Raw genomic sequence first — 25,087 nt, 5'->3', positions numbered from 1 at the left:
CACATTGACGCTGCCCGCTGTCCTGTGCATCAGCGAAATTGCTTACGGCGCGGATTTTCGTGCCTTCATGACCGTTTTGTCCTCGTCTTGCGATGAGTGTCCGCTATTGGCGCGCACCTCCGCCCACTCGGCCGGCCCTCACCTCCGCCCGCCGAGATCGACCGAAGTCCGTCGATGTCGCATGTAGAGGATCTCCGCCCGCTCCGTGCGGTAGGCGCCGGCCAAACCCGTGCGGCGGCGCGGGATCCGGCTCCGGACACGTGACTGCCGGTTCCAGCACCTCCGGCGCCGCCAGACATGAACGGCGCCGACAGGCTGGCTCACGAATCAACCGAAAGTCGGAGATTCGGAGTCCGGTACGTGACCAATAGGGAGCTTTGCTAGCTTCATTGGGCATTGCGGGTAATGCTGCAGATATCCCGTCTGCGCGCGTTCCCGCATGGGCGTTTTCCGGCGGCTTCTCGGTGCCACGTCCTGGTTGACCGGCCAGCTACCGCCCGGTGGTCGCTGCCTGCCAACAGGTGGGTTCCGCATGGTCCGCGCAGGAGGTTCGCGTTTCCGTGAAGCAGGTCGAGCACATCGGTGCGTCCGCGTCGCCCCGGCAGGTGGATGCGACAACAAGCGTCGTCGTCGGCCCACCGGTCGTCGATCCGGCGGGGCCGGGCGACGAGGGCGGCGTGACCAGGACGCGGCGCCTGCATCACGTGTTCGAATCCGCGTGTGACCGGAATCCGTCGGCCGTCGCACTGGAGTGCGGCAGCGAGCGGCTGACCTACCGGGAGCTGGACGAGCGGGCCAACCGGCTGGCCCAGCACCTGCGCGCCCTCGGCGTCGCGGGTGGCGCCCGGGTGGCCATCCTGCTGGAGCGCTCGGTCGAGACGTACGTGGCGTTGCTGGGCGTGGGGAAGGCGGGAGCGGCCTTCGTGCCGATCGACCCCGAGTCGCCGGCCGACCGGGTGGCGTACATCGCCGAGGATTCCGCGGTCGACCTGGTGTTGACCTCCTCGGCACTGGCCGACCGGGTGGGTGACCGGCGGGCTGTCGTCGTCGACGAGTGCGTAGCCGAACTCGCCGCGGCGCCCCCCGACCGGCCGGATCTCGACGGCGACGGTGTCCGGGACCCGAGCGCCTACGTGATCTACACGTCGGGATCCAGCGGCCGGCCCAAGGGTGTCGAGGTCGCGCAGTCGAGCATCTGCAACTTCCTGGACGTGGTGCCGGGCGCGTACGACGTGCGTCCGGATGATCGCGTCTACCAGGGAATGACGATCGCGTTCGACTTCGCGATCGAGGAGATCTGGCCAACCTGGTCGGTCGGTGCGACGTTGGTGGCCGGCCCGACGGACTCCCGGCGGCTCGGGGCGGAGCTGGCCGACTTCCTGGACGAGACGGGCATCACGGTCTTCTACTGCGTGCCCACCCTGCTGGCCACGATTCCCCGCGACCTGCCGCGGATCCGGAACCTGCTGGTCGGTGGTGAGGCGTGCCCGGGTCAGCTGGTCGAGCGGTGGAGCCGGCCGGGTCGGCGGATTCTGAACACCTACGGGCCGACCGAGGCCACCGTCACCGCCATCTACGGGGAGCTGTTGCCCGGGCGGCCGGTCACCATCGGGCGGCCGTTGCCGACCTACTCCGCGGTGTTGCTGGACGAGCAGCGCCAGCCGGTCCCCGACGGCGAGGTCGGTGAGATCTGCATCGGCGGTCCGGGGGTGGCGCGAGGGTACGTCGGGCGACCGGACCTGACCGCGGACCGCTTCATCGAGCACCCGTTGGCGCCGCCGGGCAGCCGGCTCTACCGCACCGGGGATCTGGGCCGGGTCAACGAGGACGGGGAGATCGAGTATCTCGGCCGGGCGGATTCCGAGGTCAAGATCCGCGGTCACCGGGTGGATCTCGGTGAGATCGAGAGTGTGCTGCTGGAGGACGCGGGTGTGGCCGAGGCCGTGGCGGCGCTCGTTCCCGTCACCGACGGTCCGGACGCCCCCCGCGAGCTGGCCGCCTACCTCGTGCTGCACGACAGCGACGACCAGGGCTCGGAGGAACTGATCAGCCGGCTGTGCGAGATTCTGCAGACCCGGCTGCCGGCCTACATGGTGCCCTCCTTCCTGGACGTCGTCGCCGCGCTGCCGACCATGCCCAGCGGCAAGGTCGACCGGAAACGGCTGCCCGCGCCGAGCCGCCGGCTCACCCGGGCGACCGGCCCGCTCGTGGCCGCCGAGGGCGAGCTGGAGGAGCAGGTACGGGCGGCCTGGGCGGAGGCGTTCGGCATCGAGCCCGAGACGCTGTCGGTCGAGGCGGACTTCTTCACCGACCTCGGCGGACACTCACTGCTCGCCGCACGCGTCGTGTCACTGCTGCGCGCCCGCGAGGTCGGCGTGCACCCGGCGGTCCGGGACCTCTACGCCCACCCGACCGTACGGGGAATGGCCACGCACCTCGGCGCCGCCGACCGGATCGGCGGGCCGACCGCCCCGCCCCGTCCCACCCCGCTGCGGCACAGCAGCCGCCGGATCGCGCTGGCCGGGGCGGGCCAGGGAGCGGTGATCTACCTGCTGCTGCTGGCCGTCACGCTGCCCGTCTCCTTCGTCTACACCCGGAACGACGGTTTCGTGTCCGCCCGCGTCCTCATGGAACTCATGGTCGCGATCCTGCTCAGCTACCTCGGCGTGCGCTGGGTGCTGCCGGTGCTGCTGGCCCGGCCGCTGGCCGCGGGTATCCGACCCGGCCGGTACCGCCTGTGGGGGCCGACCTACGTCCGGCTCTGGGCGCTGAACGCGCTGCTCGCGATCGGACCGCTGCCCGTGCTCAGCGGTTCTCCGCTGATCGCCACCTACCTGCGGCTCCTCGGTGCCCGCGTCGGCCGCCGGAGCATCATCGCGACCAGCGCGATCAGCCTGCCCAGCATGATCTCCATCGGGCGCGACGCCTCCGTGGGGTACGGCGTCTCGCTGCGTCCGTGGCGGGCGGAGGACGGCTGGGTCGTCGTCGGTCCGATCACCATCGGCTCGGGCGCCTTCGTCGGCGCGAACGCGGTCCTCGAGCCGGGCGCGTCGGTCGGGGCGTACGCCGGCGTCGGCGAGCAGTCCGTCCTCGTCCACGGCGAGGCGGTGCCACCCCGGCAGCGCTGGGCCGGTTCGCCGCCGGCTCCGACCGCCCGGCTCGCTCCCACCGTCGAGGCCATGTTCAGCTACCGGCGGCTGCGCAACGGCTGGCGCCCGCACCACATCGCGGCCGCCCTGGCCGGGCTGATCAGCCTGGAACTCGGCGCGATCGCGATGGTCCTGCCCAGCGTGGCGCTGGTCTGGTGGGTGCTGCTGACCCGAGGCCTGCTCGCCGGCCTGGTCGCGACCATCCCGGCTGGCATCGTCTACGTGCTCACCGTCTGCGCGGTGGTCGCCGTCGGCAAGCGCCTCGTGCTGCCGCGGGTGCCGGTCGGCGTCCACCACCGGGTGCACTCGATGCTCGGCGTGCGCAAGTGGATCGCGGACAAGCTGCTCGAGTTCAGCCTGATGTTCACGAACTCGCTCTACGCGACCCTCTACACCGGGCCCTGGTTGCGGCTGCTCGGCGCCAAGGTGGGCCGGGGCGCGGAGGTCTCCACCGCCGCCCACCTGGATCCGGACCTGCTCACGCTGGGTTCGGAGAGCTTCGTCGCGGACATGGCGAGCCTCGGCGCCGCGACGTTCGCCAACGGTCGCGTGGCATTCCTGCCCACCACGGTCGGCAGCCGGGCCTTCGTCGGCAACGCCGCGTTCGTGCCGGCCGGCACGGTGCTGGGCGACGGTTCCCTGCTCGGGGTCAGCACGCTGCCGCCCGACAACGGTGTCCCCGAGGGCACCTCCTGGTTGGGCTCACCGGCCATGCACCTTCCGGTGCGCCAGAGCAGCGGCTCCTTCTCGGAGGAGCTGACCTTCCGTCCGACCCGGGCGATGGTGGCCCGCCGGCTGTTCGTCGAGTTCTTCCGCGCCACCCTGCCCGCGTCGGTGCTCGGCGCCAGCTTCTACCTCTACCTCCTGGCGCTGTCCTGGCTCGCCAACGGCCGGGACCTGCTCGTGCCGGCGCTGGTGTCGCCGTTCGTCGCGATGGCGTCGAGCGTGGCGGTGATCCTGTTCTGCGCGGCGACCAAGCGCAACGTCGTCGGCACGTACCGGCCCCGGGTGGAGCCCCTCTGGAGCGACTTCGTCCGGCGCTCGGAGTTCGTCACGGGCCTCTACGAGGCCGCCGCGGTCCCCGTCGGCGTCGGACTCCTGGTCGGCACGCCGTTCCTGCCGCCGGTGCTGCGCTGGTTCGGCGTCCGCGTCGGCCGGCGCACCTGGATCGGGACGACCTACCTGACGGAGTTCGACCTGGTCGAGATCGGTGACGACGCCACGGTGGGAACCGACGTGTCGCTTCAGACGCACCTGTTCGAGGACCGGGTCATGAAGATGTCCGTCGTCACCGTCGGCGCCGGCGCGACCATCGGCACCCGCGCCATCGTCCTCTATGACGCCGTCGTCGGCGAGGACGTCAGCCTGGAATCACTCTCGCTCCTGATGAAGGGCGAACATCTCACGCGCGGGACCCGCTGGCGGGGGATCCCCGCGCAAGGGGTGCTCACCCGCGACCCGCTCGAACGGCAGGCGGCCTGATGCCGCGCCGTACCGCTGCGGCTGCCACCGCACCGCAGCAGACAGATTCCGTCCATCCACCACTTCACAAGAGGGACAACCGCTCGATGAACAAGGCACTACTGGTTTCCGACGCCGCTCACTTCCGGGTCGACTACGAGATCAACCCGTACATGCACACCGAGGTGCAGCCCGATCACGCGGCGGCGGTGAGCGAGCACGAGGCAATCGTCGCGGCGCACCGGGCGGCGGGTCGCCGCATCGAGTACGTGGCCTCGGCCCCGGAGTGCCCGGACATGGTGTTCACCGCGAACGCGGCACTGGTGCGGGGCGATCGGGCCGTGCTGGGGGCGCCGCCGCCCGAGCGCAAGGCCGAGCTGCCGTACTTCCAGGAGTGGCTGATCAACAACGACTTCGACGTACTGGAGGCGCCGTACCCGTTCAGCGGCCAGGGCGACGCGCTGGCCTGTGGGGACCTGCTGCTGGCCGGCTACGGCCAGCGGACGGACCGGCGGATGCACGCGGTGCTGGGGCGGGCGTTGGGCTACGAGGTGGTGCCGCTGCAGACGGTGAGCCACCGGTGGTACGACCTCGACCTGGCGGTCGCCGTGGTCGAGCCGGGGCGGACGCTCGCCTACTGTCCGCAGGCCCTCGACGAGCCGAGCCGCCGGCGGCTGGGCGGACTCGGCATGGACCTGATCGAGGTCAGCGTCGAGGAGGCGACCCGGTTCGCGCTCAATCTGATCAGCGACGGCGTCACCGTGACCATGACCAGGGGAGCGCCACGGCTGGCGGCCGCGGTGCGGGAGCGTGGCCTGCGGGTCGTCGAGCTGGACACGACCGAGCTGGCCAAGGGTGGCGGCGGCGTGCGCTGCACAGCGCTGACACTGGACAATCCGTTGCCGGCGGCGTCGTGAGTACCTCGGGGGCTCTCGGGCGGCTGTTCGCCGCCGGCGGGCGGGCACTGACCGGCCGGGGCCTGACGGTCCGCTCGCCCCTACCGCACGGCGCGCCACCACCCGTGGCGCTGGTCTATCGAGGGCCGGCGACGCTGCCCGGCTGCCCGGAGGCGGTGGCGGCGCTGCTGAAGTCCAGCCGGTGGGGCTTCGACGTCCGCTACGTCGGCCCGGACGAGGACCTGCCACTCAGCCAGCAGACACTGGCCAGGGCGGCGTTGTACGCCCAGCCGGGCGGTGGCACCCTCAAGCACGGCTACCGCCACCTCAAGCGCCACCGGGACGAGATCCGCCAGTTCGTCCACAACGGCGGGAGGTACCTGGGGATCTGCCTCGGCGGCTACCTCGCCGGGTCCACCCCCGGCTTCGCCCTGCTGCCCGGTGACACCGACCAGTACGTCGGCTCCAGCGCGGCCACCGTCGACACGGAGAAGAACACCGTCGTCCAGGTCTCCTGGCGGGGCCGGCGGCGGGCCCTCTTCTTCCAGGACGGCCCGTACTTCTGGCTGCGCCCGGATGCGGACGCCGACATCCTCGCCTCCTACCCGAACGGCATGATCGCGGCACTGGTCGCTCCCTTCGGCGCCGGCCGGGTCGGTGTCGTCGGCCCGCACCCCGAAGCCACCGACGACTGGTATCTCGACGCCGGGCTGCGTACCACGGAACGGCTCGGCGTGGATCTCGGCTGCGACCTGGTTGACGCGGTGATGAAGCCATGACCCAGACCGCGGAACTCAGTTGGCAGGACCTCGAGCGCGCCGCCGAGGCGAACCGACCGGCCCCCGTCGCCCGGGACGCGGACGGTCCGCTCCCCACGACCGACCCGCCGGTCGGGCGATTCCGGCTGCTCGGTCTGGACGCCGCCCGGGGCGTGGCGCTGTTCGGCATGATCGCCGTGCACTCGTTGCCCGAGGCCGACGCCGCGGGACGGCCGACCTGGTGGTACACGACCTTCGCGGGACGGGCGGCCGCGCTGTTCGCGGTGCTGGCCGGGGTCGGAATCGCGCTCCTGACCGATCGACGGCGCGTCCGGCTGACCGACCGCTCGGGGACGGTGGCGGCGCTCGCCGTCCGGGCCCTGGCCATCGGCGCGATCGGCTTGGCGCTGGGCTATGCCGACCCGTCGCTGGCGGTGGTGATCCTGCCCTACTACGCGGTGATGTTCGTGCTGGCGATCCCGTTGGTGTTCCTGCCGACCTGGCTGGTGGCGTTCACCGGGCTGGTCGTCGCCGCCGGCGCCCCCGTTCTCCGGCAGATCCTGCTGCCGCAGCTGGCGGAACCGACCTACGACAACGCCGCGTTCGCGCAACTCGTCCACGACCCCGGCGCGCTGCTCACCGAGCTGTCGCTCACGGGGGAGTATCCGGCGGTGGCGTGGCTGGCGTACCTGTGTGCCGGCCTGGTGATCGGGCGGTTGACCCTGACCAGGCTGCGAGTGGTGGTCGGGCTGCTCGGCACCGGGGTCGCGTTCGCGGCCGGGGCCGCGGTGGCGTCGTCGCTCCTGCTCGACCGGTACGAGGGCCTGCGGCAGATCTGGTCCACCCAGCCGAAGAGTGGGTTGAACGCGGTGGAGACAACGGAGCTTCTCACCTTCGGCGCGGACGGCAGCACGCCGACCTCGACCTGGTGGTGGCTCGCGGTCGACGCACCGCACACCAGCACGCCGCTCGACCTGCTGGGCACGACCGGGAGCGCGATCGCGCTGCTCGCCGTCATGCTGCTCGCGAGTCGCGTCGTACGGCCCGGCCCGTGGCGGGTGATATCCGTGCTGCTGGTGCCCCTCGCGGCAGCCGGCGCCATGACCCTGACCTTCTACACCGCACACATCATGTTCATCAACTCCGACCTCGACTCCTTCGCCCCCGTGCCCGGATACCTCGCGCAGGGCCTGGCCATCGTGCTGATCGGCACCGCGTGGTGGGCCACCGCGGGCCGTGGTCCGCTGGAAGGGCTCGTGACGAGCCTTTCCCGCGCCGCTCGCCGGCTGGCCAGGCGGACGAGTCAACGGAGGCGCGGCCGGGCGGGCCTGTCGATGTACGCACCGGAGGCACCGGGCGCCGGCGGATACCCGGTCGACCGGCCGGCGGCGGGCTGACGCAGCGGCCGAGGGGAGGAGAGCCACGTGGGACGGATCAGGTCGGGTCTGCCGCTCGGCGTGCCGCCGAGGATCGGTCGACGGCGTCTTCTGATCGGCGCCGGTGCCGCCGGCGCCCTGGCCGCCCTGGGGTGGGCCGGGGTGTCGGCGGTCTCCGGGGACGGGCCGCTGGCGCTCGTCTACCGGGGTCCGGCCGCCTGCTCCGGCTGCGCGGAGGCGGTGGCGGACCTGCTCCGCAGCTCGTCGGCGGGGTTCCGCACCGAGTACTGCGGCCCGGATGAGCGGCGGCAGGTCTCGTCGGACGCGTTGGCGGAGGCGGCGCTGTACGCGCAGCCCGGCGGCGGCGAGGTCAGGCCGGCCTGGCGCAAGCTGCGGGGCTACAAGGACCTGATCCGCGAATTCGTCGACGACGGCGGGCACTACCTCGGCTTCTGCCTGGGTGCGTACCTGGCCGCCGACGAGCCCGGGTTCGGGCTGTTCGACGGGAAGGTGGACCAGTACATCAGCACCGACGGGGCGAGCGTCGACAGCACCGACGACACGGTCGTCCCGGTCCGCTGGCGCGGCCAGGCCCGGCACATGTACTTCCAGGACGGGCCGACCTTCCAACTGCGAGCCGGGGCGCCGGGAACCGTTCTCGCCACCTACGACACCGGCGCGGCCGCCGCCGTCGTCACCACGTTCGGTACCGGACGCGTGGGGCTCGTGGGACCACACCCCGAAGCCGACCGGTCGTGGTACGCCGACGCGGGGCTCACCAACCCGGACGGCATCCGCTTCGATCTGGGCCACGACCTGGTCAAGAGCACGGTGCAGGGCGACGGCCGGGCCGCCGGCAAGGGCTGACCCGGCGCGGGCCTCAGGTGGTCAGGGCGGCAGCCAGCCGGAGTGTCGCCGCGCGGAGCCGGTCCGCCCCGATGTCGTCGAGGACCGCCCGTACGTGCTCGGCGGCGAGCGTGGCGAGCAGGGCGTGCGCGTCCGCGACCGGATCCGGGCGGCCGGCGAGGAGCAGGGTCACGTGCCGGTGCCAGAACCGGTACGCCCCGATGCGGTACCGGGCGCCGGGCGCGGCGGTCTCCGAGATCCGGACCAGATCGAGGTGGCCGAGTAGATAGTCCAGGTACGCCTCGAGGAAGGCGTGCAGTCGCTCCCGTGCCGACGGCGATGCCTCGGCCGGACCGGGACCGAGAGGCGCGGGGCCGAACAGGATCGCCTCCTGCAGTGCGCGTTCCTGGGTGTCGAGCAGGGCGGTGGCCAGCCCCGCCTTGTCCCCGAAGCGCCGGAACAGGGTGCCCTTGCCCACTCCCGCGGCGGCGGCGACCGTCTCCATGGAGACGCCCTCGACCCCGTGCTCGCGGAAGAGGGTCGCGGCGGCGTCCAGCACGGCGGCGCGGTTGCGGGCGGCGTCCGCCCGTTCGCGCGGGGGTGTCGTACGCAACTCGACGAGTTCCACCGGGGGAGTGGCGTAACCGGACTGCGGTCCGCTAACGTGGCGAGGCATAACCGGACTGTAGTCCACTTCTCTGGAGGTTGTCATGACTGCCCGCATCACCCGCGAGGAGCTGCGTACCGCCATCGACGCCGGGACCGTCACGGTCGTCGACGCTCTCGGCGGCGAGTACTACGCCCGGCAGCACCTGCCCGGCGCCATCCCGCTGGTCGAGGCCGACGTGGCCGACCGGGCCGGCGAGCTGTTGCCGGACCGGAACGCGCCCGTCGTCACCTACTGCTCCAACCCGGCCTGCCCGAACAGCGGCCGGGTGGCCGACCGCCTCACGGCGCTCGGCTACACGGACGTCCGCAAGTACGCCGAGGGCATCGAGGACTGGGTGAGCGCGGGCCTGCCCACCGAGTCCGGCGCGCTCACCCGCTGAGCACGCGCGGGGAGGTCGTACGCGCGACCTCCCCGCGCGATCCGGCAGCGGTGCGGGGCCGGCGGATGTCGACCCGACCGTGACGAGCGTCAGCTTTCGTTCCGATCGCGGCCCGGTGCTCGCCGCGATCATGCTCAGCGCCGGCCTGGTCGCCCTGGACGAGCGCTGCCGTGCTCGCGGTCCTCGGGCTGGCGCACTGCTGCTGATGCCGCGCCGCAGCGACCGGCTCACCTTCGAAGAGCCACCCACCGCCGCGACGAGCGCCGCGGGCTCCGGCGTCATAGGCATCGGCTATAACGGTCGTCCGGGAATGATCCCTACCGGAGCGCGCCGCGCGCGCGAAGCCTGGAACGGTGATCGTTCCTGCTGACGTACCCTGCCGTCGCCGCGCACCGGGCACGGCCACCGGGCTGGGCGCGGCGGTGCTGCTGGGACTGGCCGCGACGGTTGCCGGCACGCTGGTCCCCGTGGTCGGTGCACCCGTGTTCGCCGTTGTCGGCGGGGTGGTGCTGAGCCCGCTGGCGCGGCGCCGGTCCCCGGCCATGGCGCCGGGGCTGCACCTGGCCAAGGGCCTGGTGCTGCAGCTGTCGGTCGTGTTTCTCGGCGCTCAGCTGTCGCTCAGGCAGGTGCTGTCGGTGGGCGCGGAGTCGTTGCCGGTGATGCTGGGCAGCCTCGGGGTGTGTCTGCTGCTGGCCTGGCTGGTGGGCCGGCGGCTCGGCGTGCCCCGCGATCTGCGCACGCTGATCGGCGTCGGCACCGGCATCTGCGGCGCCTCCGCCATCGCCGCCGCGACACCGGCGATCCGGGCGAGGAGCAACGACGTGGCGTACGCGATCTCGACGATCTTCCTCTTCAATGTGGCCGCCGTGCTGGTCTTTCCGCCGCTCGGGCACGTGTTGGAATTGAGCGCGCACGCGTTCGGGCTCTTCGCGGGCACCGCCGTCAACGACACCAGTTCGGTGGTGGCCGCCGCGGGCGTGTACGGCCAGGACGCCGTCCGGTACGCCGTGGTCGTCAAGCTCGTTCGCGCCCTGATGATCATCCCGGTCGTCCTCGTCCTCACCACCCTGAACCGCCGCCGCGCAGACCTGCCGGAGACGTCGAAGGCCCGGCTCGCCGCCTCCCTCGTGCCCTGGTTCCTTGTCGCATTCCTGGCCGTGGCGGCGCTGAACACCGCTGGACTGATCCCCGTCGCCGCCCAGGCCGCACTGCACCACGTGGCACTGCTGTTCATCGCGGTCGCCCTCGCCGGCGTCGGCCTCTCCACGGACGTGGCCGCGCTCCGCCGCGCCGGTGCCCGGCCGCTGCTGCTCGGCCTGATCCTCTGGGCCGCGGTCAGTTCGACCAGCCTGGGCCTGCAGTACCTGCTGGCCCGATGACGAGGTGCGGAACGAGCCGGCCCGCCGTAGCGCCTGTGACAGACTGCGCGGGATGCCACTGCCGTCCTGGATAAGCGATCTGCCGGCGCTCGACCTGCTGCTGTCCGTCGCCGAGACGGGAAGCGTCGGGCGCGCGGCGCAGGCGCACGGGATCACCCAGCCCAGCGCCAGCGCGCGACTGGCGAAGCTGGAGCGACGGCTCGGCGTACCCCTGCTGGTGCGTTCGCGGCGCGGGAGCCTTCTCACGCCCGCCGGCGAGGCGGTCGTCGCCTGGTCGCGCATCGTCATCGACTCCGCGCAGACCCTCGCCGACGGAGTTCTGGCGCTGCGCGCCGACCGGCAGGCCCGGCTGCGCGTCTCGGCGAGCCTCACCGTGGCCGAGTACCTGCTGCCGGCCTGGCTGCTGAGCCTGCGCCGGACGCATCCCGAGCTGGCCATCTCGGCCGGCGTGGCGAACAGCCACGGCGTCGTCGAGGCCGTCCGGTCGGGTGCAGCGGACCTCGGGTTCGTCGAGTCACCCGACATACCCGCCGACCTGACCGCCCGCATCGTGGGCGACGACCGGCTGGCCCTGGTCGTCGCCGCCGGCTATCCCCTCGCCGCGCACGCCTGGCGCGCACTACGGCCCACCGACCTCGCCGATCAGCCACTGTTGCTGAGAGAACCGGGCTCCGGCACCCGCGACACGTTCCTGACGGCGATCGAGCACGCCCTCGGCTTCGCGCCGTCGTTGCCGCATGCCATCAGCCTCGGCTCGACCACCACGATCCTCTCCACGGCCCGCGCCGGCGGGGGCATCGGTGTGATCAGCGCGCGCGCAGCCGCGCCCGCCGTCGCGGCGGGAGAACTGGTCGAGCTTCGGGTCGAGGGCCTCCTCCTGACCCGCCCGCTGCACGCCCTCTGGCTGGGCCGCACCCCGACCGACCTCGGAGCGGAGCTCGTGACGATCGCCGCCGCTGCTTCCGCCGACTGACCGAGAGATCTTCGCTCGCGGTCCGCAGGATTCGCCGGCGGCCCGGCGGTCACGGTGCGGCGGTCGCAGCGACCGCCTGACCGGCCGGTTGGAACAGTTCGATCAGGTTGCCCGCGGGGTCGGCGAGCAGGATCTGCTGCCCGCCCGGGCCGGCGACGAGCTCGCTGCGGAACGGCAGGCCGGCTGCCCGGTGCCGTTCGATCTCGGCGGCCAGATCGTCGACGATGAGGTGGATGCGGTTGCGGCCGGGGGCGGCGGCGTCCTCGGGGGTGGCTCGGGCACCTGAGCTGGCGGGCCCGGACAGCAGCAGTCGCAGGGGGCCGCGGATCACCTCGGCGAACGCGGGCGCGGCGTCGGCGCCCACCTGGAAGTCGAGGTGGGTGGTGTAGAAGTCGACGGCCGCCGCGACGTCGTCGACCAGGTAGCGGACGCTGGCGTGCCCGTGGCTTCCGGTCATGGCGCGAACCCCCTTGGCTGAAGGACGGGGAACAGGTGGCGGATGCCGATGTCGCCGACGCTACCCCCGCACCGCGACCGATGCCGGCCGCGGTGCGGGCGAAGGCTCTGCTCACTGTCGCCGGCCGACCGGCCCGAGGCGTCCGGTCAGCTCCGGCACGGTACGCAGTGGCGGGCCGAGGGCAGCGCTTCCAGCCGGGCCGTCGGGATGTCCTGGCCGCAGCCGTCGCAGACGCCGTAGGTGCCCTCGGACATCCGTCTCAGCGCCTGGGCGGTGTCGGCGACGCCTCGCTGGGCCGCCTCGACAAGCCGCCGCAGGGTGTCCGGGTCGTGGCCGCCGTGGTCACGCTGCCGGGACTGGAGGGTGAGTTCCGTGAGCTGGTCGGTGTGCTCGCCGAACTGACGTTCCAGCAGCTCGCGCAGCCTCTCGGTGCGGTCGTCGAGGGTGTGCGTCATGGTCGGTGATCCTTTCTGGACGAGGGCGGGTTTCAGTCGCCCGCGGGATGCCGGGTCGCCGCGACGGCGGCCATACCGGCGCCGGTCACCGCGGCGGTGCGCGGTGACGCGGCGCGGTGCACGGTCGCTCCCAGCGCGGCGACCAGCCGGGCGGTCAGGTCGGGTCGGGTCGCTCCGTCCCCGACCACCACCAGGCCCCGGGCCAGGGCGGTGCGGACCAGCGGCCGCACCGCCGGCTCCTGTCGCAGCTCGCGGACCAGCCGGGTCGTGGTGTCGGCCAGCATGGCGGCAGTGATCGCGTGGTTCAGGTCGCGGGTGCCGACCTCGGCGCGCCGGGCGGCGACCACCCGACCCTGCTCCAGCAGCGCCACCTCGGTGAGCTGGGCGCCGATGTCGGCGAGCAGCAGGGTGCCGGCGGCGGCGCCGGCACCGATGGCGCCCGCGCGCACGCTGTCGACGAAGAGCAGCCGGGACGGCGCGAGTACCGCGTTGAGCACGCGACGGGTCGCCTCCTGGTCGGCCGGGGTGGCGTGCACCGGACGGCAGGCCACGACGAGCGCCCCCACCGGCACCGGGGTGCGGTGGTCGCGCAGGAGCCGCCGCAGTTCGGTCGCACAGCCCGGGCCGTCGACGACCCGGCCGCGGCGCACGACCGGTGCCCGCAGGTCCTGGCCGACCGGGACGCTCAACACCCCGCCGGATCCCAGCCAGATTCGAAGCTGGGCGCTGCCGAGGTCCACGGCCAGCGGCTCGGGACCGACGGCCACCACCGGGCGGGTGGTGTGGGACCGGCCGACCAGGATCCCGGTACGCGCCGAGGGGTGAGCGGATGTGACGTCGCCGGACATACCGACCTCTTCCAGGTTGCGAGACACCGCCGTCCGATGGACGGGGCGGGGTGCGATGGGCTGGTGGCCGGCCGTCAGGCCGGTGCGCTCGACGGCGCCGGCTCGCCGGGGCTCAGGGGCGTCGGCGGTGCGCCGGTGGTGCGGCGACCGGCCCGGTACCGGAGGCGGGGCCGCCGCCGGCCGGACCTGGACTCCGGGCCGGTCCGAGCCGGGACAGCGGCGGACAACCGGCGAGCGCGGGCGGGGCAGCCACCGTGCGGGTCATCATCACCGCCTCCTCCGTTCGGGTACGCGTCGGACCTCCAGCGTCGCCCGGAAGCAGCGGGTTGGCATTGCGCGCGGCCGGCCAACAAGAGCCCGTTTGGTTGCCGGTCGTCGGAGAACACCGTCGCGTGCCGTCCGGCCGCCGTCACCGCTGGTGGCAGTGGCGATCCTGCCCTCCCGCGATGTTCCGGTGTCGGGCCTCGGGCCGGTGTCCGGCGGCTATGGTTGGCCGCATGCGCAGCCATCAGCGCCCCGTCGGCGTCGAGCGGCCCCTCGCGCTGTCGATGCTGGCCGTGCTGGCGGTTGTCGTCGCGGCGGTTCGTGCCGGCTGCGCGCTCGGCATGTGCATCGTGGTCCGGCTGAACCGCGCCATCGCGGGCTGCGTTCCCGCCTGGTCGGCCGATCGGGCGCCGCCGGCCGTCGGGAGAGCCGCTCGACCGTCCACCGCGTTGCCGTAGCGCCGACCCGCTCCCGGCCGGCCCTGGGCAGCCGTCCCGCAAGGAGCCTCCCCTGTGAACATCGAACGCACGACGCTGCCCGGCATCGGAGTACGGCACATCTTCACGACCCGGCAGGGCCGCCGGATCGGCATCGTGGAGTATCAGGCGGGCGACCGCCGAGACGTCGTCCACGACGACCCCGATGATCCCGACGGCGTGGTCAGCCTCACCCTGACCCGTGACGAGGCCAACGCCCTGGCCGCCCTGCTCGGCTTCCCGGAACTGGTCGCCGTCCAGGCGTGACCCGCTACGCCGGCAACGGCCGGCGCGGCCAGTCCAGCGCCCGCGCGCCGAGCACGGCGGCGTGCAGGGTGAACCTGTCCCGGGGATCGGCGGGGTCGTAGCCGCTCAGCGCCCGGATCCGGTCCAGCCGGTAGGTGACCGTCCGCACCGAGACGTGCAGGCGGCGGGCTGCCTCCGTGGCGACCTCGCCGCACGCGAAGTACTCGTGCAACGTGTCCAGCAGCGGCTCGGCGCCGCCCCGGGCCTGGCTCAGCGGTGTCAGCACCGCCTGCACGAGGTCCACCATGGCCGCCTGGTCCCGCAGCAGGACGCGGTAGATGAGCAGGTCGTGTGCGTCGATCACCGGCGTGCCGGCGTGCAGGCGCCGCGCCGTGGTCAGGGCCTCGCGGGCCTCCTCGTAGGAGCGGGCGATCCCGTACACACCCGGGTGCGGGCGGCCCACCGCCACCTGCCACGGCCGCCCCCGCACCAGGCGGTCCAACTCACCGTGCATCATCCGCCCCAGAGCTGTCACCGGCCCGCCCTCGCCACGGTCGGGCGGCGCCGGGTCCGCCGGGGCGATCACCACGAGCAGTCCCTCCTTGGTGGCCACCAGCACGTCCCGGTCACCCAACCGGTCGAAGATGACCCGCTCCAGCGCGCTGATCGCCGCCTCGGTGTCCGGCAGCCGATGACCCGGTGCGGCGAGCGCAACCTGGTGCACCCGGGCCAGATCCAGCCCGAACGGCTCGGCCCGCTCCACCAACCCACCGAGGTCGGAGTCACCACGCAGCAGGTCGTCGACGAGTTCCCGGCGCAGCGTCTCCTCGCGACGGACCAGTTCCCGCCGGGCGGCCGCATAGCCCTCGGCGAGAGTGGCCACGGCGGTGTCGACCACGTGGAGCACGGCGTCCGCCGCCGCGCGCACCGTCTCGCTGTCGGTGGAACGGTCCAGGTGGGGCAGGTGCCGCCAGAGCCGCCGTGCCGCGGCCAGGTAGAGGCGGACCGCGCGCCCCGCGGACACGCCCTGCTCGGCGGCGCGTCGGCCGAGCGCCCCCACCGCGTCGAGTTCGCCTCGGCGCGGCCGGCGGCCGGTCACCGCCGCTTCCGTCAACAGCCGGAGGTAGTCGCCGAGCAACTCCACCGGTACGCCGCCGGCATCGGCGCTGGCCTCCCGGGCCACCTCGGCCAGCCACCCGTCATCGCCGGGGGCCCCGGCCGGAGCCGGTCGGCGGGCGCTCTCGGTCATCGCGGTCTCCCCGGGCGGGGCCGGCATCGAACTCCGACCCGAAGCATCCAGCCTATGGCCGCGGGCATGGCGCCGAAGGGAGTCCCGGGAGAGGCCCACCGCCAGCAGCAGGGCGGCGACCGTCGCGCCGGTCCATTCGGCGCCTTCCCGCGCTGCCCCGGTCTGGCCGCCCGTCGCTCACAAAGGGAACTCGCCGCCGACGCGGCGCAGCGCCCGGGTCAGGCCTTCCGGCGTCTAGAGGCCGGGCATCTCCGGTCCGTGGCGCCGCCAGATCACCGTGACCACCGTCCAGTACGGGATGGCCACGACGCCCAGGGCGACCTCCATGTCCCAGCCCGTCCGTGCCTCCAGCCACCAGGTTCCGAGCCCGATCAGCGCGAACAGGCCAAGGGTCACGGTCCGCCACCGGATCCGACGCCCTCGCTGCTCCGGAGGGAAGGGGTTGTACCCGTGTCTCGGCTGGTAGGTCGGTTCTGGGGTCACGGCACCTCCGGTGCGTCCGGCCTGGCCCGGCCGTGGGTCGCTGACGCTGACACCCCCATCAAAGCGGCAGCTCGCAACACGGGCTTCGGTGGCGGTGACGGACGCCGGGGGCACTATCGTTCTGGCGTGCACATCCGTTTCGACGTCCCAGCCGACCCCGCCTACCCGGGCCGCGTCGCCGCTGCGCTCAGCAGCGTTCGGCTACGCAGGTACGGCTACATCGGCGCGGTGCTGGCGGCGGTCGGGGTGATCGGCTTCGCCGTCTCGCGGGCGTTCGCGTGGGGCGACCGGATCTCGCCGCTGTGCCTGGCGCTGGTCGCGGGCGGCCTGCTGTCGATGCTGTACGCGCCCTGGGTGCGGTGGCGCGCCCGGCGCCGCTCCAGCCGCTACGCGGTCGAGGGCGCCTACGACATCACCGACGACAACATCATGATGCGCAGCGGCTCGGAGTCCGGCGGCATCGCCTGGGACGGGGTCGCCGAGGTGCGGGACACCCCGGAGTTCTGGATCGTGTACGTCGGCCGGATGCCGGCGACCGTGATCCCGCGCCGCCTGATGTCCGCCGAGGACGCCGAGACGTTGCGCGCCCACATGGCCGGGCGTGGACTGCTCCGGCAGCGGTGAACCCGTGCGGTCCGGTCAGGAGCTGCGCGGGGCCACCAGGCCGGATTCGTAGGCGAGGACCACGAGCTGGGCGCGGTCGCGGGCGTGGAGCTTGGTCATGGCTCGGTTGATGTGGGTCTTCGCGGTCATCGGGCTGATCACCATGCGGTCGGCGATCTGGTCGTTGGACAGGCCCTCCGCGAGCAGGGCGACGGCCTCGCGTTCGCGATTGGTCAACTCGTCCAGCACCGCTTCGGCGCCGGTGCGGAGTGGCTGGGTGACGTAGCGGTGGATCAGCCTGCGGGTGATCGACGGCGCCAGCAGGGCGTCGCCGCGGGCGGCGACGCGTACGGAGTGCAGGAAGTCCTCCGGCTGGATGTCCTTGACGAGGAATCCGGCCGCGCCGGCGCGCAGCGCGTGGAAGACGTACTCGTCCAGGCCGTAGTTGGTCAGGATGACGACGTGCACCCCGGCCAGGGTCGGATCCGCGGCGATGCGCCGGGTCGCCTCGATGCCGTCGACGACCGGCATCTGGATGTCGACGAGCGCGATGTCCGGCAGGTGCTCCCGGGCCAGCGCCACGGCCTCGCTGCCGTCGGCGGCCTCGGCCACCACCTCGATGTCGTCCTCGATGTCGAGGAGCGCGCGGAATCCGCTGCGAATGAGCGGCTGGTCGTCGGCCAGCAGGACACGGATCACGAGAGCTGGTCCACGGGAAGTTCGGCCTGGACGGTGAAGCCGCCCTCGCGGCGCGGCGCCGCCGTCAGGTGACCGCCGAGGGCGGTGACCCGTTCGTGCATCCCGAGCAACCCGACGCCGGGCACCGGCGCGGTGTCCGACGTGGCTCCGCCGTCGTCGTCGACCCGGATGAGCAGGGCGTCGGGCCGGTAGTCGATCCGGACCCAGGCGGTGGCGGCCGCGGCGTGACGCGCGACGTTGGTCAGCGACTCCTGGACGATCCGGTACGCGGTCCGGTCCACCGCGGCCGGCAGGTCGTTCCGGCGTCCCTCGATCGTCAGCGTCGCGTCCAGGCCGGTCGTCCGGGCCCGTTGCACCAGATCCGGAACCTGGGCGAGCCCACGCGGGGGGTTCTTGTCGTCGTCGCGCAGCGCCTCCAGGGTCGCGCGCAGTTCCCGGGCCGCCTCACGACCGGCCTCCCGGATCGCCAGCAGGGCCTCCGGCACCTGTTCACCCCGCTTCTGGGCCAGGTGGACGGCCACCTCGGCCTGCACCTTGATGACGGAGATCTGGTGCGTGAGCGAATCGTGCAGCTCCCGCGCGATGTGCAGCCGCTCCTCGTCGGCGCGGCGGCGCGCGGTCTCCTCGCGCGTGCGCTCGGCCTCGTCCGCCCGGCGCTCGGCCTGTCGCAGCGCCTCACCCGCCGCTCCGGCGGCGATCACCCAGGCCAGCTCGAGGGCGCCGCGGGCCTGCGCGAACGCCTCGCCCGTGTCGTGCAGGCCCGAGGCCATCGCCGCGAGGGGGAGCGTGGCCAGCATGGCCACGCTGGCCACCACCGTGACCGTACGGTGTCCCGCCCGCACGGCGCCGTACACCGCGATCAGGTACGCGACGGCCGGCACGTCGAAGCCGGCCGCCTGGTGACCCACCGCGCACAGCCCGGTGACGGCCAGAACGGGAACCGGAGCGCGGCGGCGCGCGGCCAGCGCCAGGCCTCCGGCCGCCAGCAGCGCGTACCCGAGGAGGTCGAGGTCGCCGGCCGAGCGCTGCCCGGACAGCCCGGTGACCAGCAGGATCGCCGCCACGCCGCCGGCGATCGCCCAGTCGCCGATCCGGATCCGTTCCCTGCCCATGCGCGCACCCTAGCTGGCCGTGCGCCCCGGGCGACTCCTGCGCGCGGACGATCGGCCGGCTACCGCCGCCGCGGTAGCGTGCCGCGTTCTGCGACATCCGTGGCAGCCGGATGCGCCGCTGGCGGCAGCGTGAAGTGTCCACGTCGGCAGGACGACAGGTGGTGGGGCCGGCGAACAGGATCAGAGCCGTCCCGGTCGTCGGAGCAGAAGGAGCGCCTCATGTCCACCCGTCACCTGTTCGCCGCCGCTGCCGCCCTGCTCGGGGAGGGCGGCCCGGCCACACCGGCGGCTGCGCGCGCCTCGGCCGCCGTCGATCCCTACACCCTGACCACCGGGCGACTCGTGGGCACCGCGGCCGCACTGGTGGCGCTGGCCGGCGTGGTCGTCGGTGTGCTGGCTCTGGCCCGTTCCGCGGGCCGGGTCGGCAACGGCGCCGGTCGACGAGGCGCCCTGGTGGCCCTGGTGGCCGGGCTGGCCGGCATGGTCACCGGCGGGCTGGTGGTTGCCGCCGCCGAGGGTGGTCCCGGCACCGGCTACGGGATCGTCGGTGGCTTCGCGGCCCTGGCGATCGGCCTGATCGCCGCGGTCCTGGGCTGGCTCGCCCTGGCCCGCTCCCGCCGCACCGTCTGACCTGCTGACCGCGACGAGTCCCGAACGGGTGTCCGGGGCCGTCAGGGGAGAATGACCAGGTGAGTCCCGAAAGCCTGTTGTTGTTCGTCCTGGCGGCCGTCGCGGTCATCGTCTTCGCGCGGTGGCTGGCCTCGCGCACCGGCCTGCCCTCGGCAGCGCTCCTGACGCTGATCGGCATCCTCTACGCGCTCCTCCCGGGACCGAACATCACGCTGGACCCGCACATCGTGCTGACCATCGTTCTGCCACCGCTGCTCTACAGCGCGGCGCTTGACTCGTCACTGCTGGCGATCCGCAAGAACATGCGGATCGTGGTCAGCCTGTCCGTGGTCCTGGTGCTCGTGACCGCGTTGGCCATCGGGGTGGGGTTCCACCTGTTCGTCGCCGGGGCGACCCTGGCCGCGGGTGTCGCGGTCGGCGCGGCCGTCGCGCCTCCCGACCCGGTGGCGGCGCTCGCGGTGGGCCGGCGGGTGAATCTGCCACCGAAGCTGGTCACCATCATCCAGGGTGAGGGGCTGCTCAACGACGCCACCGCGTTGACGATCCTCAGCGTGGCGGTGACCGCGGCCGTCAGCGGCACCTTCTCCTTCGCCGCGGCCGCCGGGCAGTTCGTTCTCGCGGCGGCCGGCGGGATCGTGGTGGGCACCGTGGTCGCGTGGGCCGTGCGCCTGGCGCGGCCGTTGACCAGGGATCCGCTGCTGTCCAACGCGGTCTCGCTCGCCACCCCGTTCGTGGCCTTTCTGCTCGGCGAGGAGTTGCACGTCTCCGGCGTCCTCGCGGTGGTGGTCGCCGGGCTGATCGTCGGGCATCACACGCCCCGGCTCGCCTCCGGCGCCAGCCGGCTCCAGACCAGCGCGGTGTGGCGGCTGGTCGACTTCCTTCTCGAGGGGTTCGTCTTCCTGCTGATCGGCCAGCAGCTGCCCAAGGTCGTGCAGGGGCTGCGGCAGTACGAGACCTCCACGATCGTCATCGCGGTGGCCGTCTCGGTCGGTGTGGTGCTGCTTCTGCGCCCGTTGTGGCTGGTCGTGAACCAGCTGCTGCCTCGCTGGATGCACACCCGCCTGGGCGGTGCCTCCGAGTACGACGACGACACGCCCGGCTCCGCCCGCCGCGCCGTGTGGGAGGCACGCAACGCCCGGCGGCTGACCGGTCGCGAGGTTGTCGCGCTCAGCTGGTCCGGCACCCGCGGCGTCATCAGCCTCGCCGCGATCTTCACCCTGCCGGTGGTGACCGAGAGCGGAGCGCCGTTCCCGGACCGGGATCTCCTGCTGTTCTGCGCCTTCGTCGTCGTGCTCGTGACGCTTGTCGGTCAGGGGCTCACGTTCGCGCCGCTGGTGCGTGCGTTGGGCCTGCGTGCCGACGAGGCCGATCAGGTCCGTGTCCGCAACGAAGCACGGTCGGCATCCGTCGAGGCCGCCCTGGCCCGGCTCGCGGAGGTCGCCGCCGAGGAACCGGAGTACGCCGACGCCGTCGAGTCGATGCGCGCGCAACTGCACAGCCGGCTGACCCGCTACCGCGGCCGACTCGACCTGCTCCAGTCGGCCGACCTGTCCGGGGTGCCGGTCTCGCCGCAGTACGAGGCGGCGTTGCGCATCCGCCGGACCGCGATCGATGCCCAGCGCGAGGAGCTGCTGCGGTGGCGGGACGCCGGCCAACTGCCGGACGAGGGGCTGCGCGTCCTCGAACGCGAACTGGACCTCGAAGAGCTACGCCTGCCCGCCCGCATGCCGTGAGATGCCCAGGAGGGCCTTTGCCGCAGTGCCAACGGCAAGGCGCCGGCCGGTGATCTTGTGGTCCGTCCACTGTGGGATCATGGGGGCTCATGCGCGGTCTCCGCGCCGGAGCACCTGGAGGGACGCGTGCGCGGATCAGCGCGACGACTGGCCATTGCGACTCTCGCCGCGACCGTTGCCGCGGTGACTCTCGCGTCGCCCGCGCAGGCGGCGACGAATCCGTTCACCGCGGCACAGGCGTGCAACAACGACTTCGGTGGCTCGTGGGCCTACGCCGACGACGGCCACCGGTCGATGTACGCGCCGGACGGCACCAAGGTGGGCGACGTCTACCTCATGTACAACGGCGCGAGCGGATACAACTGCGTCGCCACCCTCAAGCGGGTCGCCGTCGGCTCGACGACCGGAGTCTCCGCGGGCATCCGGGTCGAGGGCGGCTCCTGGGTCGAGGACTCCGGGAACTTCAAGTACTACGCCGCGATCCAGCGCTCCGCCGCCGACAAGTGCGTGATGTACCGCGGCGAGGTCCTGTACGGCACCAGCTGGCAGGGCGCCGGCCGGTCCAGCTGGGGCAACTGCGGCTGAGCCGGCAAGAACTGCCAGCTCCGGGTTGGGCATGGAAGGATTTCTTTCAGTCGATCTCGTTGGTACTGTGCTGCCGTGCCTCCCCCTCGCACCGTCAACGCTCCACCGGATGACCGCGCCGCGCCCGTGACGTCCACGCCCCCCACCGTCCGGCGGGGGACGCCGGCACGCTTCACCGAGTCCGGTCTCGGGTGGCTGCTGCTGCTGCCGTCGGTCGTGGTCTTCGCGCTGTTCGTGTTCTGGCCGCTGGGGCGGACGTTGTACCTGTCCGTCCACGGCAACGACCTCTTCGGCGCCCCGTCGGTGTTCGTCGGTGCGGAGCACTACCGGGAGATGCTGTCGGCCGGGTTCGGCAAGGTGCTGGCCACGACGGGCCTGTTCACGCTGTTCTCCGTGGTGCCGGCGGTGCTGGGCGCGCTCTTCGTGGTGCTGCTGCTGGAGGCGCGCATCCGGGGCGTACGGGTGTTGCGCACCGCCTTCGCGCTGCCGTTCGCGTTCTCGGTGGCGACCGCGTCGGTGGTCTTCGCGGTCATCTACAACCCGGCGATCGGCGTGGCGAACGGCGTGCTCGGTTCCCTCGGGATCGACCGGGTCAACTGGCTCACCGACCCGTCGATCGCGCTGCCCGCCGTCTGCGCCGCGACGGTGTGGATGAACTTCGGCTACAACGTCCTCGTGCTCTCGGCCGGCGTGGCGGCGATATCCCCCGAGGTGGTCGAGGCGGCGCGGCTCGACGGTGCGTCCGGCTGGCGGCTGGCGTCCCGGATCACCGTGCCGTTGCTCTCCCCGCAGCTGTTCTTCCTCGTCGTGGTGTCCACGATCCACGCGTTGCAGAGCTTCGGGCAGATCCACATCCTGACCAAGGGCGGCCCGGACCAGGCCACGACGACACTTGTCTACTCGATCTACGAGAAGGCGTTCGCCTTCGGGTCCTCCGACTTCGGGTCGGCCAGCGCACAGGCCGTCGTGCTGCTGGTCGTCATGCTCGGCTGCACGGCTGTCCAGTTCGGCGTCCTCGAACGGCGGGTCCACTACCGATGAAGAAGTTCAGCCTCGGGCGGGTCGCCGTCTACGTCGTGCTCGGCCTGGCCGCGATCCCGGTTTTGTTCCCCATCTACTACGGCTTCGTCGGTGCCGTGATGGGCCCCGGTGACCTGGCGACCTACCCACCCGCGCTGGTGCCGCACGAGCTCTACTGGCAGAACATCAGCGACGTCTTCCGCTCGGTGCCGCTCGGTCGCTTCTACGTCAACTCCGCCGTCCAGGCCGGGGTCATCACGCTGGCCCAGATCGTCACCAGCATCCTGGCCGCGTACGCCTTCGCGTTCCTTCGCCTGCCGGCGAAGGCCGTGACATTCGGCCTGTTCCTCGCCACCCTCATGGTGCCGTGGGAAGCGATCATCATTCCCAACTACCTGGCCGTCTCCGGATGGGGCTTGGCGCGGGGCGGGTTGACCTACCTCGGCCTCGTGCTGCCCTTCCTCGCCTCGGCCTTCGGCACGTTCCTGCTGCGTCAGGCCTTCCTGCAGTTCCCGACCGAGTTGCGGGACGCCGCCGTGATCGACGGGTGCGGTCACTGGCGCCTGCTGTGGCGGGTCATCGTGCCCCTGTCCAAGCCCTCGATCGCGGCGGTCGGGGTCTACGTCTTCCTCTCGGCGTGGAACCAGTACTTCTGGCCGCTGATCCTGATCCGCGACTCCGAATACCAGACGCTGCAGATCGGCATCTCGCAGCTCAACGACGCCGAGGTGGCGCAGCCGGGGCTCGTCCTCGCGGGCGTCGCGCTGTCCCTGCTCCCGACGTTGGCCGTCGTGCTCTTCGGTCAGCGCTACATCGTCCGCGGCCTCACCGCCGGCGCGCTGCGGTAACCCAGGAGAAGGAGAACCCGTGAGACAACCCAAGCTCCGCCGGGCCATGACGGCGTTCGTCGCCCTGGCCGCCGCCGCCGCACTGACGGCGTGCGGTGGCTCCGGGTCCGGCACCGACTCGGGCAAGGACGCGCTCGAGGCCCCGGGCGCGGAGGTGCTCGAGAAGGCCACCGACAAGACCACCATCGAGTTCTGGCACGGGATGAAGGGCGCCAACGCCGCCGCGATCGACAAGCTGGTCGCCGACTTCAACGCCCAGAGCGGGGGCAAGGTCGAGGTAAAGGCCATCTACCAGGGCAACTACGACGAGACCATCGCCAAGTACAAGGCCTCGGTGCAGCAGAAGAACACGCCCGCGCTGGTGCAGATCTACGACATCGGCTCCCGCTTCATGGTCGACTCCAAGCAGACCGTGCCGATGTTCAAGTTCATCGACAAGGACAAGTTCAACGCCGGTGACATCGAGCCGAACATCGCCAACTACTACTCGATCGACGGCAAGCTGCAGTCGATGCCGTTCAACACGTCCACCCCGCTGCTGTACCTGAACAAGGAGGCCTTCGTCCGGGCCGGCCTCGACCCGACGAAGCCGCCGGCGAACCTCGACGAGATCGGGGAGATGGCCAAGAAGCTGACCGTCAAGGACGCCGGCGGCAAGACCGTCCAGTACGGCTTCGGAGCCGCCATCTACGGCTGGCTGCTGGAGCAGTTGATCGCGACCGACGGCAAGGAGTACTGCGACAACGGCAACGGGCGTAAGGGCCTGGCGACGAAGGTGCAGTTCGACCAGGAGACCGGCGTCCGGGTCGCGCAGTGGTGGGTGGACCTCGTGAAGGGCGGCTACGCGACCAACACCGGCCGCAAGACCGACGACGCCCAGGCCGCGTTCAAGGCGGGCACCGTGGCGATGCACCTCGAGTCCACCGGCGCCATGCGCGGCTACGTCGACGCGGCCAAGGGCAAGTTCACGGTGCTCACCGCGCCCTACCCGAAGGCGAGCGGGGCGGCCACCGGCGGACCGATCATCGGTGGCGCCTCCCTGTGGATCAACGGCGTCGGGCACAGCGACAAGGAGAAGCGTGCCGCCTGGGAGTTCGTGAAGTTCGCCGTGAGCCCGGCCCAGCAGGCCAGGTGGCACACCGGCACCGGGTACGTGCCGGTCAACGCCAAGGCGCTCGACGAGCAGATCGACAAGGACTGGGTGGCGCAGTACCCGCAGTTCAAGACCGCCGTGGACCAGCTGCACGCGCTGCCGCCGTCGGTCGCGTCGGCCGGCTGCCTGCTCGGTGTGATGCCGCAGGCCCGCAAGGCGTCCGAGGACGGGCTGGAGGCCGCAATCGTCGGTAGCAAGCCGGCCGACCAGGCCATGAAGGACGCCGCGGCGAGTGTGCAGCCCGCGATCGACAGCTACAACAAGTCGGTCGGCTGACCGACAGCGCCACCGCCCGAAGTCGAGGGGCCGGCTCCGACGAGCCGGCCCCTCGATGCGCGG

26 protein-coding genes are annotated in these 25,087 nt (G+C 72.4%); 18 read left to right on the top strand and 8 right to left on the bottom strand.

Going from position 1 to position 25,087, the window contains the following annotated elements; all coding sequences use genetic code 11:
* Window positions 1-560: 560 nt before the first annotated feature.
* The 5 genes from GA0070214_RS04865 (at window position 561) to GA0070214_RS04845 (ending at window position 8,507) form a co-directional block, all read left to right on the top strand.
* Window positions 561-4,631, top strand: coding sequence for a Pls/PosA family non-ribosomal peptide synthetase (locus GA0070214_RS04865; protein ID WP_244167546.1), 4,071 nt, complete (start codon window positions 561-563; stop codon window positions 4,629-4,631).
* A gap of 86 nt (window positions 4,632-4,717) precedes the next feature.
* Window positions 4,718-5,527 carry a dimethylarginine dimethylaminohydrolase family protein gene (locus GA0070214_RS04860; RefSeq protein ID WP_091259375.1) on the top strand — a complete coding sequence of 270 codons (810 nt, stop codon included), beginning with the start codon at window positions 4,718-4,720 and terminating at the stop codon, window positions 5,525-5,527.
* On the top strand, window positions 5,524-6,285 hold the full coding sequence (locus tag GA0070214_RS04855; protein ID WP_244167545.1) for a BPL-N domain-containing protein: 762 nt from the start codon (window positions 5,524-5,526) through the stop codon (window positions 6,283-6,285). The genes GA0070214_RS04860 and GA0070214_RS04855 overlap by 4 nt, the downstream gene beginning before the upstream one ends.
* The gene (locus GA0070214_RS04850) at window positions 6,282-7,661 is read left to right on the top strand and encodes a heparan-alpha-glucosaminide N-acetyltransferase domain-containing protein (RefSeq protein WP_091259371.1); all 1,380 of its coding nucleotides are present in this window, start codon (window positions 6,282-6,284) and stop codon (window positions 7,659-7,661) included. Before GA0070214_RS04855 ends, GA0070214_RS04850 begins: the two co-directional genes overlap by 4 nt.
* Before the next feature lie 27 nt (window positions 7,662-7,688).
* On the top strand, window positions 7,689-8,507 hold the full coding sequence (locus tag GA0070214_RS04845) for a BPL-N domain-containing protein (protein ID WP_244167544.1): 819 nt from the start codon (window positions 7,689-7,691) through the stop codon (window positions 8,505-8,507).
* Window positions 8,508-8,520: 13 nt separating this feature from the next.
* Here the strand turns inward: GA0070214_RS04845 and GA0070214_RS04840 are convergent, their stop codons facing one another.
* A complete protein-coding gene (locus GA0070214_RS04840; RefSeq protein WP_091259369.1) occupies window positions 8,521-9,162 on the bottom strand; it encodes a TetR/AcrR family transcriptional regulator in 642 nt (213 codons plus the stop codon).
* A gap of 34 nt (window positions 9,163-9,196) precedes the next feature.
* Here GA0070214_RS04840 and GA0070214_RS04835 point away from each other — a divergent pair, with 34 nt between their 5' ends.
* The 4 genes from GA0070214_RS04835 to GA0070214_RS04825 all read left to right on the top strand — a co-directional run bounded on the left by GA0070214_RS04835 (window position 9,197) and on the right by GA0070214_RS04825 (window position 11,887).
* Window positions 9,197-9,535 carry a rhodanese-like domain-containing protein gene (locus tag GA0070214_RS04835; protein WP_091259367.1) on the top strand — a complete coding sequence of 113 codons (339 nt, stop codon included), beginning with the start codon at window positions 9,197-9,199 and terminating at the stop codon, window positions 9,533-9,535.
* A gap of 79 nt (window positions 9,536-9,614) precedes the next feature.
* The gene (locus tag GA0070214_RS31340) at window positions 9,615-9,905 is read left to right on the top strand and encodes a hypothetical protein (RefSeq protein WP_139141745.1); all 291 of its coding nucleotides are present in this window, start codon (window positions 9,615-9,617) and stop codon (window positions 9,903-9,905) included.
* Window positions 9,889-10,914 (top strand): YeiH family protein, encoded by a 1,026-nt coding sequence (locus GA0070214_RS04830; RefSeq protein ID WP_244167543.1) that lies wholly within the window; start codon window positions 9,889-9,891, stop codon window positions 10,912-10,914. The genes GA0070214_RS31340 and GA0070214_RS04830 overlap by 17 nt, the downstream gene beginning before the upstream one ends.
* 52 nt (window positions 10,915-10,966) lie before the next feature.
* Window positions 10,967-11,887 carry a LysR family transcriptional regulator gene (locus tag GA0070214_RS04825; protein ID WP_091259365.1) on the top strand — a complete coding sequence of 307 codons (921 nt, stop codon included), beginning with the start codon at window positions 10,967-10,969 and terminating at the stop codon, window positions 11,885-11,887.
* 49 nt (window positions 11,888-11,936) lie between these two features.
* Here the strand turns inward: GA0070214_RS04825 and GA0070214_RS04820 are convergent, their stop codons facing one another.
* The 3 genes from GA0070214_RS04820 to GA0070214_RS04810 form a co-directional block, all read right to left on the bottom strand.
* Window positions 11,937-12,344: a VOC family protein gene (locus tag GA0070214_RS04820; protein ID WP_091259363.1), complete on the bottom strand. Its 408-nt coding sequence runs from the start codon at window positions 12,342-12,344 to the stop codon at window positions 11,937-11,939.
* Between the two features lie 146 nt (window positions 12,345-12,490).
* A complete protein-coding gene (locus GA0070214_RS04815) occupies window positions 12,491-12,799 on the bottom strand; it encodes a TraR/DksA family transcriptional regulator (protein ID WP_091259361.1) in 309 nt (102 codons plus the stop codon).
* Between the two features lie 32 nt (window positions 12,800-12,831).
* Window positions 12,832-13,647 carry a rod shape-determining protein gene (locus GA0070214_RS04810; RefSeq protein ID WP_091259359.1) on the bottom strand — a complete coding sequence of 272 codons (816 nt, stop codon included), beginning with the start codon at window positions 13,645-13,647 and terminating at the stop codon, window positions 12,832-12,834.
* Between the two features lie 497 nt (window positions 13,648-14,144).
* Here GA0070214_RS04810 and GA0070214_RS04805 point away from each other — a divergent pair, with 497 nt between their 5' ends.
* Both GA0070214_RS04805 and GA0070214_RS04800 read left to right on the top strand, forming a co-directional pair.
* Window positions 14,145-14,369 (top strand): hypothetical protein, encoded by a 225-nt coding sequence (locus GA0070214_RS04805; protein WP_091259903.1) that lies wholly within the window; start codon window positions 14,145-14,147, stop codon window positions 14,367-14,369.
* A 54-nt stretch (window positions 14,370-14,423) separates the two neighbouring features.
* Window positions 14,424-14,654 carry a cation:proton antiporter regulatory subunit gene (locus tag GA0070214_RS04800; RefSeq protein WP_091259357.1) on the top strand — a complete coding sequence of 77 codons (231 nt, stop codon included), beginning with the start codon at window positions 14,424-14,426 and terminating at the stop codon, window positions 14,652-14,654.
* Between the two features lie 4 nt (window positions 14,655-14,658).
* On the opposite strand, the gene GA0070214_RS04795 is transcribed toward GA0070214_RS04800, so the two are convergent.
* Together GA0070214_RS04795 and GA0070214_RS31730 are read right to left on the bottom strand one after the other, a co-directional pair.
* Complete coding sequence (locus GA0070214_RS04795; RefSeq protein WP_091259900.1) at window positions 14,659-15,882, bottom strand: PucR family transcriptional regulator; 1,224 nt, start codon at window positions 15,880-15,882, stop codon at window positions 14,659-14,661.
* A 234-nt stretch (window positions 15,883-16,116) separates the two neighbouring features.
* Entirely contained in the window at window positions 16,117-16,278 is a 162-nt protein-coding gene (locus GA0070214_RS31730; protein ID WP_167364193.1) for a hypothetical protein, read from the bottom strand.
* Between the two features lie 213 nt (window positions 16,279-16,491).
* Here GA0070214_RS31730 and GA0070214_RS04790 point away from each other — a divergent pair, with 213 nt between their 5' ends.
* Window positions 16,492-16,989, top strand: coding sequence for a YcxB family protein (locus tag GA0070214_RS04790; protein WP_091259355.1), 498 nt, complete (start codon window positions 16,492-16,494; stop codon window positions 16,987-16,989).
* Window positions 16,990-17,004: 15 nt separating this feature from the next.
* Here GA0070214_RS04790 and GA0070214_RS04785 read toward each other — a convergent pair whose 3' ends face one another.
* Together GA0070214_RS04785 and GA0070214_RS04780 are read right to left on the bottom strand one after the other, a co-directional pair.
* The gene (locus tag GA0070214_RS04785; protein ID WP_091259353.1) at window positions 17,005-17,667 is read right to left on the bottom strand and encodes a response regulator; all 663 of its coding nucleotides are present in this window, start codon (window positions 17,665-17,667) and stop codon (window positions 17,005-17,007) included.
* Window positions 17,664-18,779 carry a sensor histidine kinase gene (locus tag GA0070214_RS04780; protein ID WP_091259350.1) on the bottom strand — a complete coding sequence of 372 codons (1,116 nt, stop codon included), beginning with the start codon at window positions 18,777-18,779 and terminating at the stop codon, window positions 17,664-17,666. The genes GA0070214_RS04785 and GA0070214_RS04780 overlap by 4 nt, the downstream gene beginning before the upstream one ends.
* Before the next feature lie 219 nt (window positions 18,780-18,998).
* On the opposite strand from GA0070214_RS04780, the gene GA0070214_RS04775 reads away from it, so the two are divergent.
* The 6 genes from GA0070214_RS04775 to GA0070214_RS04750 all read left to right on the top strand — a co-directional run bounded on the left by GA0070214_RS04775 (window position 18,999) and on the right by GA0070214_RS04750 (window position 25,024).
* A complete protein-coding gene (locus GA0070214_RS04775) occupies window positions 18,999-19,409 on the top strand; it encodes a DUF6223 family protein (protein ID WP_091259348.1) in 411 nt (136 codons plus the stop codon).
* A gap of 59 nt (window positions 19,410-19,468) precedes the next feature.
* On the top strand, window positions 19,469-21,142 hold the full coding sequence (locus GA0070214_RS04770; RefSeq protein WP_091259346.1) for a Na+/H+ antiporter: 1,674 nt from the start codon (window positions 19,469-19,471) through the stop codon (window positions 21,140-21,142).
* 183 nt (window positions 21,143-21,325) lie between these two features.
* Window positions 21,326-21,727 (top strand): hypothetical protein, encoded by a 402-nt coding sequence (locus GA0070214_RS04765; RefSeq protein ID WP_091259344.1) that lies wholly within the window; start codon window positions 21,326-21,328, stop codon window positions 21,725-21,727.
* Between the two features lie 126 nt (window positions 21,728-21,853).
* Entirely contained in the window at window positions 21,854-22,768 is a 915-nt protein-coding gene (locus tag GA0070214_RS04760) for a carbohydrate ABC transporter permease (protein ID WP_091259342.1), read from the top strand.
* Entirely contained in the window at window positions 22,765-23,595 is an 831-nt protein-coding gene (locus GA0070214_RS04755) for a carbohydrate ABC transporter permease (protein ID WP_091259340.1), read from the top strand. The genes GA0070214_RS04760 and GA0070214_RS04755 overlap by 4 nt, the downstream gene beginning before the upstream one ends.
* Window positions 23,596-23,614: 19 nt before the next feature.
* Complete coding sequence (locus tag GA0070214_RS04750) at window positions 23,615-25,024, top strand: ABC transporter substrate-binding protein (RefSeq protein WP_208602636.1); 1,410 nt, start codon at window positions 23,615-23,617, stop codon at window positions 25,022-25,024.
* Window positions 25,025-25,087 lie beyond the last annotated feature (63 nt).

The organism is Micromonospora chaiyaphumensis (genome assembly GCF_900091435.1).
In the GTDB taxonomy this organism is placed as follows: domain Bacteria; phylum Actinomycetota; class Actinomycetes; order Mycobacteriales; family Micromonosporaceae; genus Micromonospora; species Micromonospora chaiyaphumensis.
This window is presented reverse-complemented; position numbering and strand designations above follow the sequence as displayed.